Consider the following 10,723-nt stretch of genomic DNA (forward strand, 5'->3'; position numbering starts at 1 on the left):
TCCATTTCAGCGATGAAGCATCGTACAAATCATATCGCGTAAAAACAAACGCGGCGGTTATTCCAAATACAATCACAACCGACACCAGCATGTTTTGCCGTTACCCCCTGCAGTGCCTTAGCGTATACACGCGCCGCCAGCTGGACGAACCGTCCCTGACCATCACGCGGCGCACCACTGTCTGGTAGGAGGCGGGAACCTCGATGATGCGTCGCTGTTCAGGCTGCACCAGAACCTCTTCGGCGATGCTCTCATGCTCGGCGGCACCAACGACGCGGCGCCTGCGCTCCGGCTGCAGCACCACGGTCTCGGCCACGTGGTCGAGGAAGTCAGTTTCCCTGATCACGGCACTTCCCCTGTTTGAGCCTTCAGCGCAAGTTCAACGTTGAATTGTAGGGGAAGCCGCATCGCGGGAAAGCAGTTTCGAGATATTTCGTTAAGCGACGCGGTTAAGAAAGTGCTACGCAGCCGTGCTGCTTCAACAGCAGCAGATGGCTGCCGAAATAGCCTCGGGCGAATTCTGTGCAGAAAGCTTGATTCGACTTAACCGGATGGCTAGGAGGGGCGGCCTTGCGCTAGGGTGAGCCGACATCCTATTTACAGGACAACGATCCAGAACCGATTCTGCCCGACTTGCTAATTTCCCGGCGCCGGAATCCCACCTTTGAAAAGGGATAGTCCATGAAAAACCCCATCGAAACCTACATGAACCTCGTTCCGATGGTGGTCGAACAGACCAATCGCGGCGAGCGGGCCTACGACATTTTCTCGCGGCTCCTGAAAGAGCGCATCATTTTCATCACCGGCCCGGTCGAGGACGGCATGGCGACGCTGGTCTGCGCGCAGCTCCTGTTTCTCGAGGCGGAGAATCCGAAGAAGGAAATCAACCTCTACATCAATTCGCCTGGCGGCGTCGTCACGTCCGGCATGGCGATCTACGACACCATGCAGTTCATCAAGCCGGCGGTAGCGACGCTGTGCATCGGCCAGGCGGCCTCGATGGGTTCGCTGCTCTTGACCGCAGGCGAGAAGGGCATGCGCTTCGCCACGCCGAATGCCCGCATCATGGTCCACCAGCCTTCCGGTGGCTTCCAGGGCCAGGCTTCCGACATCGAGCGCCACGCCCAGGACATCATCAAGCTGAAGCGCCGTCTCAACGAGGTCTATGTCAAGCACACCGGCAAGAGCTACGACGAGATCGAGAAGACGCTCGACCGCGACCATTTCATGACCGCCGACGAGGCCAAGGATTTCGGCCTCATCGACAAGGTCATTTCGTCGCGCGAGCCGGCTGAGGTTGCCGCCGCATAAGCCTGGTGGCAGTGGATGGTGGGAAAACACGCTTTTGATGCCGCTTGCGGCATTTCGGCCACAATTGGCTGTTCCCTCGACGGGAGCAATTGCCTACGTTAAGCCTATGTTGATTTTCGACGGCTTAGCTTTGTGTGGGGTTGGTGCGAATCATTGCGACGTTTTCTGATATGTGTTTCGTATGGAATGCGTTGCGGGAGCCGGAATACTGGCGGCGGCGATTTCCCGCGATAGATTGAGTTATGCGCCCTTTCAACCAGACCATCGGCGGGCGGCTATGAAAGGACATGAAAATGAGCAAGGTCGGCAACAACGGCGGTGATTCCAAGAACACGCTTTATTGCTCGTTTTGCGGCAAAAGCCAGCACGAAGTCCGCAAGCTGATCGCCGGCCCGACGGTGTTCATCTGCGACGAATGCGTCGAGCTCTGCATGGACATTATCCGCGAGGAGAACAAGACCTCGATGGTGAAGTCACGCGAGGGCGTGCCGACCCCGCAGGAGATCCTCAAGGTTCTCGACGACTACGTCATCGGCCAGCCCTACGCCAAGCGCGTGCTGTCGGTGGCCGTCCACAACCATTACAAGCGCCTCGCGCATGCCGGCAAGAACAACGACGTCGAGCTGGCGAAGTCCAACATTTTGCTGATCGGCCCGACCGGTTGCGGCAAGACGCTGCTTGCGCAGACGCTGGCCCGCATCATCGACGTGCCGTTCACCATGGCCGATGCGACGACACTGACCGAGGCGGGCTATGTCGGCGAGGATGTCGAGAACATCATCCTGAAACTGTTGCAGTCGGCCGACTACAATGTCGAGCGCGCCCAGCGCGGCATCGTCTACATCGACGAGATCGACAAGATCTCGCGCAAGTCGGACAATCCTTCGATCACCCGCGATGTGTCGGGTGAAGGCGTGCAGCAGGCGCTGTTGAAGATCATGGAAGGCACGGTCGCCTCCGTCCCGCCGCAGGGCGGCAGGAAACATCCGCAACAGGAATTCCTGCAGGTCGACACCGCCAACATCCTGTTCATCTGCGGCGGCGCCTTCGCTGGGCTGGACAAGATCATCTCGGATCGCGGCCGCAAGACCTCGATCGGCTTCGGCGCCACCGTCGCTTCGCCCGAGGATCGCCGCACCGGCGATGTTTTCCGCCTGGTCGAGCCCGAGGATCTGCTGAAGTTCGGCCTCATTCCCGAGTTCGTCGGCCGTCTGCCGGTCCTGGCGACGCTGGAGGACCTCGACGAGCCGGCGCTGATCCAGATCCTGACCGAGCCGAAGAACGCGCTGGTCAAGCAGTATCAGCGGCTGTTCGAGATGGAGAATGTCGACCTGACCTTCCATGAGAATGCGCTGTCGGCGATCGCCAAGCGCGCCATCGAGCGCAAGACCGGCGCGCGCGGCCTGCGCTCGATCATGGAAGCGATCCTGCTCGACACGATGTTCGAGCTGCCGGCGCTGGAAGGCGTGCGCGAAGTGGTTATTTCGGAAGAGGTGGTGTCCGGCAACGCCAGGCCGCTCTACATCTATTCCGAGCAGAAGGAAAAGAAGGGCAACGTCAGCGCCTGACGTGAGCACCTGCAGTGGAATTCTTCAAACGGCGCCGTGAGGTGCCGTTTTGTTTTGCGGACGGGCCGACTTATGATGAACGGATTGTGACAGATTGGATGAACGGTTTCGTGTTGACCCTTGATCTTTGCCCCCCGTGCCTCCAACTAACTGAGGAAGGCCGGGGTGCTGAATTCTGTGCTGTAAAACTCCCGTCACAAACGGTGGTAGGCGGAACGATCCTCGGTCGTTAATATGAGATTCGCGGTTGGCCGATTGGCGGTCGCGACATGAAAGGTTGGACAATGGCCAAAATATCCAAGGCTCCCAGCGACGGCGTCTTCGCAGTCCTCCCACTGCGCGACATCGTGGTGTTCCCGCACATGATCGTTCCGCTCTTTGTCGGGCGTGAAAAGTCGATCAAGGCGCTGGAGGAGGTGATGGGTCAGGAAAAGCAGATCCTGCTTGCGACCCAGATGAATGCCGCCGATGATGATCCCGAGTCCGATGCGATCTTCGACATCGGCACGCTCGCCAATGTGCTGCAACTGCTGAAGCTGCCGGACGGCACCGTTAAGGTGCTGGTCGAAGGCGCCTCGCGCGCGAAAATCGTTTCGTTCACCGACCGTCCCGACTTCCACGAGGCCCGCGCCGCGGCGCTGGTCGAACCGGATGAGGAAGAGGTCGAGGTCGAGGCGCTGGCCCGTTCCGTCGTCACCGACTTCGAGAACTACGTCAAGCTGAACAAGAAGATCTCGCCCGAAGTGGTGGGTGCCGCCAGCCAGATCGACGACTATTCCAAGCTCGCCGATACGGTTGCCTCGCATCTTGCCATCAAGATCCCCGAGAAGCAGGAGATGCTGGCCACGCTTTCGGTCAAGGAGCGGCTGGAAAAGGCGATGGGCTTCATGGAAGCCGAAATCTCCGTCCTGCAGGTCGAGAAGCGCATCCGTTCGCGCGTCAAGCGCCAGATGGAGAAGACGCAGCGCGAATACTACCTCAACGAGCAGATGAAGGCGATCCAGAAGGAGCTCGGCGAGGGCGAGGACGGCCGCGACGAGGCCGCCGAGATCGAGGCGCGCATCAAGAAGACCAAGCTCTCCAAGGAGGCCCGCGAAAAGGCGGAAGCCGAGCTGAAGAAGCTGCGGACGATGTCGCCGATGTCGGCTGAATCGACCGTCGTGCGCAATTATCTCGACTGGATCCTGTCGATACCATGGGGCAGGAACTCCAAGGTCAAGCAGGATCTGGCCTTCGCGCAGAACGTGCTCGACACCGACCATTTCGGCCTCGACAAGGTCAAGGACCGCATCGTCGAGTATCTCGCCGTGCAGAGTCGCCAGAAGAAGCTGAAAGGGCCAATCCTGTGCCTCGTCGGACCTCCCGGCGTCGGCAAGACCTCGCTCGGCAAGTCGATCGCCAAGGCGACCGGCCGCGAGTTTATCCGCATGGCGCTGGGCGGCGTGCGCGACGAGGCTGAAATCCGCGGTCACCGGCGCACCTATATCGGCTCGATGCCCGGAAAGGTCATCCAGTCGATGAAGAAGGCGAAGAAGTCCAACCCGCTCTTCCTGCTCGACGAGATCGACAAGATGGGCCAGGATTTCCGCGGCGACCCGTCGTCGGCCTTGCTTGAGGTGCTCGATCCCGAGCAGAACTCGACGTTCATGGACCACTACCTCGAGGTCGAATACGACCTGTCGAGCGTGATGTTCGTGACGACGGCGAACACGCTGAACATCCCTGCGCCCTTGATGGACCGCATGGAGATCATCCGTATCGCCGGCTACACCGAGGACGAGAAGATCGAGATCGCCAAGCGCCACCTGATGCCCAAGGTGATCCGCGATCATGCGCTGCAGCCGAGGGAGTTCTCCGTCGGCGAGGACGCGATCCGCGGCATCATCCAGACCTACACCCGTGAAGCGGGCGTCAGGAGCCTGGAGCGCGAGCTGATGAAGCTCGGCCGCAAGGCGGTGACCGAGATCCTGAAGACGAAGAAGAAGACGGTCGACATCACGGCGGACAATCTCGCCGATTACCTTGGTGTTCCGCGCTTCCGCTTCGGTCAGGTCGAGGCCGACGATCAGGTCGGCGTGGTCACCGGGCTCGCCTGGACGGAAGTCGGCGGCGAGCTGCTGACGATCGAAGGCGTCATGATGCCCGGTAAGGGTCGTATGACGGTGACCGGCAATCTGCGCGATGTGATGAAGGAATCGATCTCGGCGGCGGCCTCCTATGTCCGCTCGCGGGCTATCGATTTCGGCGTCGAGCCGCCGCTGTTCGACAAGCGCGACATCCACGTCCACGTGCCCGAGGGCGCAACGCCCAAGGACGGGCCGTCGGCGGGTGTGGCGATGGCGACGGCGATCGTCTCGGTGCTGACCGGCATCCCGGTCAGGGCCGATGTGGCGATGACCGGCGAAATCACGCTGCGCGGCAGGGTGCTGCCGATCGGCGGGCTCAAGGAGAAGCTGCTTGCAGCGCTGCGCGGCGGCATCAAGAAGGTGCTGATCCCGGAAGACAATGCCAAGGATCTGGCGGAGATTCCGGACAACGTGAAGAACGGTATGGAGATCGTTCCGGTCGGGCGGGTCGGTGAAGTCTTGCGACATGCGCTGGTGCGTATGCCGGAGCCGATCGATTGGGTTGAACCGGTCAATGCGCCGGCTGCGGTGGATGCCGGAGACGACGCCGGCAAGTCGCTAGCTCATTAGCACCTTCTAAAGTTGCAATGCACAAGAGAGAGCCGGGTCGAGCGCCCGGCTTTTTCATGTGAAAAACCCCGGAATTCCGCGGTTTTTTCGACTCTTTTGACGCTTTTCGACTTGGTTGCGGAAGCGCTTCTTTCTAAAGTCCGTTTCCTGCCGGATGAGTCTACGTTCCGGTTTCTCATGGAAGGGAATTTTTATGAACAAGAACGAACTGGTGTCCGCTGTCGCCGATGCCGCGAGTATTTCGAAGGGTGACGCGCAGTCGGCGGTTGATGCGGTGTTCTCCGTCATCACCGGCGAACTGAAGAAGGGCGGCGATGTCCGGCTTGTCGGCTTCGGAAATTTCACCGTGTCAAAACGCGCTGCCTCGACCGGCCGCAACCCGCAGACCGGCGCGGAAGTGCAGATTCCGGCGCGCACCGTGCCGAAGTTTTCGGCCGGCAAGGGCCTCAAGGACGCAGTCAACTAAGCGGCCTTCGTACCCTTTTCAGAGATCAGAAAAGCCGGGCATGCCCGGCTTTTCTTTTGCGCCCACTTTGGCGGGCTCTATTGTCGAGATAACAGCGGACGGCTCTATGCCGTCGGCGCATCGGCGCGCATCAGCTCTTCCTTCTTGAGATCGGCCCAGAGTGCTGGTGGCAGCTTCGCGTCGAGCAGCGACCGGTTGCTTTCGACCTCGCTCGGCCGCTGTCCGCCGGGGATCACCGACACGACCGAAGGATGCAGCAGCGGAAATTGCAATGCCGCCTCGATCAGGCGCACGCCGTGGCGTTTGCAGATGGCCTCGATGCGCGCGACGCGGTCGATGATGTCCTGCGGCGCCTCGGAATAATTGTAGTAGGCGCCGGGCTTCGGACCGGTTGCCAGAATGCCGGAATTATACGGCCCGCCGAGAACGATGCCGATGCCGCGCTTCTGGCATAGCGGCAGGAAGGATTGCAGCGCCTCCTGCTCCAGCAGCGTATAGCGCCCGGCAAGCAGGAAAAGATCGAAGTCGCCACGCTCGGCAAGTGTCTGGGCAACCTGCCATTCGTTGATGCCGCCGCCGAACGCCTTGATGACGCCCTGATCACGCAGGGACAGCAGCCCGTAATAGCCCGAGCGCATGAACTCCTCGATGCGTTGGTCCGAGGCCTCCTTGCTGCCGTGCGTGAAGATGTCGACATCATGCACGAAAAGGATGTCGATGCGGTCGACGCCGAGGCGCTCGAGCGAGGCTTCGAAGGAGCGCATGACGCCGTCATAGCTGTAGTCGTAGACCTCGCGGCGCGACGGCGTGTCGAAGAACTTGCCGATGCCGGTGCGTTGGTCCGGCGGGCAGGCGCGCATGATGCGGCCGACCTTGCTCGACAGCACGTAGTCGTCGCGCTTTTTCGAGCGCAGGAACGGATTGAGCCGCGTTTCCGACAGGCCAAGCCCGTAGAGCGGCGCGGTGTCGTAGTAGCGGCAGCCGACCCGCCAGGCGGTCTCCAGAGTGGCGTTGGCATCTTCATCGGAGACGGCGCGATAGAGGTTTCCGAGCGGCGCCGTGCCGAAGCCGAGTTCCGTGAAACTGATGCCGCCATTGCCGATGCGGTCGAAATGCCGTGTCTTCATGTCCTGTTGTTTCCTCACCTGTGCAATTGCCACGACACTATCACGCCTGGGGCGCTGCAAAAGCAGCCGTTGGACACGAATTTTCACGGTGATAGGATGAGCAAAAACAAGCTGTTCGGGGAAGATGTGACCAAACAATCCAGACAGGTTTTTGACCCCGGTAAGCTGGTGGGCCTGTGACGAGAACACCGGCGCAAATCTGTTCAGGATTGCGCGCGACGAGCTTGGCAGCGTGCTGGCGCGGACGGACGAGAGCCGTATCGATGCGCGCCCGCCATACCAACATGGAGTAGGCGTCATGCGCTACGAGCTGATGCTGCCGCACCAGATCCGCAAGGCGATCGCCGAGAACTGGCCGGTCGTGCTCACGCTCGGCGTGCTCGAATACCATGGCGAGCACATGGCCGTCGGCATGGATACGCTGGCCGTCGTCAAGATGCTGGAGCTGTTCGAAAAGGAAGCCGACATCGTCATCCTGCCGCCGTTCTACTACGGCGCGGCGAGCTACGCGGTGGCGCCGCCGGAGGGCAATGGCTCGGTTCAGGTCGGCGGCAATGCGCTGGCGCCGTTCGGCGAAGAGCTGTTCTACAGCCTGCTGCGCATCGGCTTTCGCAACATCCACGCCATCATCCACCACCAGACCGAGAATTTTGCTGCCGGCATGCCGACCGATCTCGCCTTCAAGACCGCCGGCCGCCAGGCGATCTTCCGTTTCCTGGAGAAGGAACGCGGCGAGGGCTGGTGGGGCTCGGAGACGATGGCAGGCTATTATGCCGAACACGCCGAAGGCGCCAATTACTTCAGCTGGGTGCAGGTGCATCCGCTGATGCCGGCTGCAATGAACGGCCAATATCCGTTTGACCATGCCGGCATCGGAGAAACGTCGCTGATGCTGGCGCTGTGCCCGGAAGCGGTGGACGCCGGCCATTTTACCGACAATACGGGATGGTACACTGCGACCGCTCCCGACGCCTCGGCGGAACTGGGGCAAAAGGGCGTCGCCATGATCCTCGGTCATCTGCGGGCGATACTGGCGCGCTAACGGACGCGCCTTTTCGAGCGTTGCAGAAGCGCAGAATGAAAGCCGTAGCGATCCTTCGCGCCTCCCTCTGTCCTGCCGGACATCTCCCCCACTTGGGGGGAGATTCGCTGTTTCAGCGCCCCGCTCGTTCCTGCGGCGTTGGAGATTAGCGAAAACCGGCGTGACGGCCGATCTCCCCCCGTGTGGGGGAGATGTCCGGCAGGACAGAGGGGGGCGCTGTCCCGCCGGCGTTCAGAAGGCTATCCACAGTTGCAACGTCGGAGGAGTGGCGAGGGCCTACTTCACCGCGCCCGCGGTCATGCCCATGATCAGATAACGCTCCAGCGCGATGCCGATGACGGCAAGCGGCGTGATCGCGGCGGTGGCCAGCGCCGCCATCGACCACCAGTTGATGCCTTGCGAGCCGGTCTGGCTCGCCACCATCACGGGAATGGTCTTGGCATCGGTCGAGGTCAGCAGTGCGGCGAAGAAATACTCGTTCCAGCACAGCACCATCGCCAGGATGAAGGCGGCGACCATGCCCGGCAGCGCAATCGGCATGACGATGCGGAAGAAGGCGCCCCAGATCGACAGGCCGTCGACGAGGGCTGCTTCCTCCAGTTCGACCGGGATCGAATTGAACTGGTCGCGCATGATCCAGATGACGATCGGCAGCACCATCAGCGTGTAGAGCAGGATCAGCCCGATGCGCGTGTCGAGCATGCCGACTTCCCGGTACAGCACCAAAAAGGGCAAGGCGAGCACGACCGGCGGCAGGATCAGCTGCGACAGGAAGAAGAAGGAGATGTCCTCATTCTTGAACCAGGCGAAGTGATAGCGGTAGCGGGTGAGGCCATAGGCCGCGAGACTGCCGATGACGATGGCGAGGCTCGATGCGCCGACCGAGGTGATGACCGAGTTCATGAAGCGCTTGATGAATTCATCGCGCACCGTCGAGGTCCGGAAGATCGAGTCCGGCGACAGGCCGAGCGAGCGCCAGCCCTTCCAGTCCGGCCGGAAGTCGACGAACGGGATGAGATGGCCCTGGGTGACGTCGACGGCTGTCTTGAACGAGGTGGTTATCGTCCAGTAGATCGGGAACAGGCAGATGAAGGCCCAGAACACCAGCGCGCCATAGATGAAGACGCGGTTGGCGAAAAAGCTCGCCGGCGAGCGGATTTCGGAAGCGGCATACTCGGTGGTCTGAACGCTCATGTCGCCGCCCCTATCAGTTGACGTTGCGCACGAAGCGGTTGGCGAATTTCAAAAGCCACGTCACGAATACGATGATGATGATGAGGTAGGCCATCGCCAGCATGGTGCCGTAGCCGACATTCGAGCGGTCGCGATACTCGCGATAGATGAAGCTCGATACGGAATCGGTCGCGCCGCCCGGGCCGCCGGAGGTGACGGTGATGATGATGTCGGCAAGCTTCAGTTTGAAGATGATGCGCAGGATGATCGCCGTCACCGACACCGGCAGCATCAGCGGGAAGGTGACCTGCCAGAAGGTCTGCCAGGCATTGGCGCCGTCTACCCTGGCCGCCTCAAGAACTTCGCGCGACATCGCCTGAAGGCCGGCGAGCAGCATGATCATCATGAACGGGATGAACGTCCAGGCATCCAGCACCATGATCGAGATGCGGGCGGTGATCGGGTTTGAAAAGAAGGCGGGATTTTCCCAGCCGAGCTGGCGCGCCAGCGTTGCGGCCGGTCCGAACCGGTATTCCATCAGCGATTTGCCGATCATCCACGACACCGCGACCGGCGACAGCATCAAAGGCATGAGGAAGACGACACGGAAGAATTTGCGCGCCCTGATCTGTGCGTTGAGCAACAGGGCGAGGCCGAAGGCGATGACATATTCGACCAGCACCGCAAGCACGTAGAGCACCATGTTGAACAGCGCGTTGCGGTAGTAGGGGTCGGCCAGCATCTGCCAGAAATTGTCGAGCCCGTTGAACTTCCGGCCGGAGAAGGAACTAAGGTTCCAGTCGGTCAGCGCGATGTAGAGGCCGAACAGCGTCGGGAAGATCACCATGGCGACGGTGAACAGCAGCGCCGGCAGCAGGAACAGCGCGCGCTGGCCGTCTTCGCCGCGTGTCAGCACCTGGCCGATGCCGAGTGCTGTACCCCACAGCACATAGGCATAAACGACCGGCCGCCAGGTCTCGAAGCCGACTGCATTGACGTCGGTCTTGTACAGGATCTGAACTGCGATCACCGCCAGAAGGCCGAGCGTCGCAGCAGCCATCAACGCCCGGCCGAGCCGCTTGCGGCCCGGCGATATCAGATCGGATGGAGCGGCGTTTGCCGGCCACGCATTGGTGGGCAAAGTCTGGTCAGCCACGCGTCTCGTCCGTTCACTGAAGGCTTTTATGACCGGCTGGCCGGTCAAGCTGTGGTGGGGGGGGGGGGGGGGGGGGCGGCCCCCGGGGGGGGGGAAAAAAAAAAAAAAAAAAAAAGAGGGGGGGGGGATTTGGGGGGGTGGGGTGGGGTTTTGGGGCGACCGGCGTTGGGGGGGGGGGTGGGGG

9 protein-coding genes are annotated in these 10,723 nt (G+C 61.2%); 5 read left to right on the forward strand and 4 right to left on the reverse strand.

Annotation, left to right across the window (positions count from 1 at the left end; translation table 11 throughout):
- Nucleotides 1-100 precede the first annotated feature (100 nt).
- Nucleotides 101-346: a hypothetical protein gene (locus AC0L3L_RS11775; RefSeq protein ID WP_473488883.1), complete on the reverse strand. Its 246-nt coding sequence runs from the start codon at nt 344-346 to the stop codon at nt 101-103.
- Nucleotides 347-681: 335 nt separating this feature from the next.
- Between AC0L3L_RS11775 and clpP the strand changes: the two genes are divergently transcribed.
- From clpP to AC0L3L_RS11795, 4 genes are all read left to right on the forward strand, one after another.
- On the forward strand, nt 682-1,311 hold the full coding sequence (gene clpP / locus AC0L3L_RS11780; RefSeq protein ID WP_292393103.1) for an ATP-dependent Clp endopeptidase proteolytic subunit ClpP: 630 nt from the start codon (nt 682-684) through the stop codon (nt 1,309-1,311).
- 293 nt (nt 1,312-1,604) lie between these two features.
- Entirely contained in the window at nt 1,605-2,879 is a 1,275-nt protein-coding gene (clpX, locus tag AC0L3L_RS11785) for an ATP-dependent Clp protease ATP-binding subunit ClpX (protein ID WP_029353486.1), read from the forward strand.
- Nucleotides 2,880-3,163: 284 nt separating this feature from the next.
- Nucleotides 3,164-5,575: an endopeptidase La gene (gene lon / locus AC0L3L_RS11790; RefSeq protein WP_473637678.1), complete on the forward strand. Its 2,412-nt coding sequence runs from the start codon at nt 3,164-3,166 to the stop codon at nt 5,573-5,575.
- 193 nt (nt 5,576-5,768) lie between these two features.
- A complete protein-coding gene (locus AC0L3L_RS11795; RefSeq protein ID WP_023798342.1) occupies nt 5,769-6,041 on the forward strand; it encodes an HU family DNA-binding protein in 273 nt (90 codons plus the stop codon).
- 104 nt (nt 6,042-6,145) lie between these two features.
- On the opposite strand, the gene AC0L3L_RS11800 is transcribed toward AC0L3L_RS11795, so the two are convergent.
- On the reverse strand, nt 6,146-7,168 hold the full coding sequence (locus tag AC0L3L_RS11800; protein WP_473488884.1) for an aldo/keto reductase: 1,023 nt from the start codon (nt 7,166-7,168) through the stop codon (nt 6,146-6,148).
- 298 nt (nt 7,169-7,466) lie between these two features.
- On the opposite strand from AC0L3L_RS11800, the gene AC0L3L_RS11805 reads away from it, so the two are divergent.
- Entirely contained in the window at nt 7,467-8,210 is a 744-nt protein-coding gene (locus tag AC0L3L_RS11805; protein ID WP_473637814.1) for a creatininase family protein, read from the forward strand.
- 276 nt (nt 8,211-8,486) lie between these two features.
- On the opposite strand, the gene AC0L3L_RS11810 is transcribed toward AC0L3L_RS11805, so the two are convergent.
- Together AC0L3L_RS11810 and AC0L3L_RS11815 are read right to left on the reverse strand one after the other, a co-directional pair.
- A complete protein-coding gene (locus tag AC0L3L_RS11810) occupies nt 8,487-9,404 on the reverse strand; it encodes a carbohydrate ABC transporter permease (protein ID WP_029353494.1) in 918 nt (305 codons plus the stop codon).
- 13 nt (nt 9,405-9,417) lie between these two features.
- Nucleotides 9,418-10,539 carry a carbohydrate ABC transporter permease gene (locus tag AC0L3L_RS11815; RefSeq protein ID WP_123150058.1) on the reverse strand — a complete coding sequence of 374 codons (1,122 nt, stop codon included), beginning with the start codon at nt 10,537-10,539 and terminating at the stop codon, nt 9,418-9,420.
- Nucleotides 10,540-10,723: the final 184 nt, after the last annotated feature.

This window comes from Mesorhizobium sp. WSM4849, assembly GCF_055811385.1.

Excerpts from the sequence above, each read along its gene's own strand:
- clpP (WP_292393103.1), top strand. The coding sequence starts at position 682 with ATGAAAAACCCCATCGAAACCTACATGAACCTCGTTCCGATGGTGGTC.
- clpX (WP_029353486.1), top strand. The coding sequence starts at position 1,605 with ATGAGCAAGGTCGGCAACAACGGCGGTGATTCCAAGAACACGCTTTAT.
- lon (WP_473637678.1), top strand. The coding sequence starts at position 3,164 with ATGGCCAAAATATCCAAGGCTCCCAGCGACGGCGTCTTCGCAGTCCTC.
- AC0L3L_RS11795 (WP_023798342.1), top strand. The coding sequence starts at position 5,769 with ATGAACAAGAACGAACTGGTGTCCGCTGTCGCCGATGCCGCGAGTATT.
- AC0L3L_RS11800 (WP_473488884.1), bottom strand. The coding sequence starts at position 7,168 with ATGAAGACACGGCATTTCGACCGCATCGGCAATGGCGGCATCAGTTTC.
- AC0L3L_RS11805 (WP_473637814.1), top strand. The coding sequence starts at position 7,467 with ATGCGCTACGAGCTGATGCTGCCGCACCAGATCCGCAAGGCGATCGCC.
- AC0L3L_RS11810 (WP_029353494.1), bottom strand. The coding sequence starts at position 9,404 with ATGAGCGTTCAGACCACCGAGTATGCCGCTTCCGAAATCCGCTCGCCG.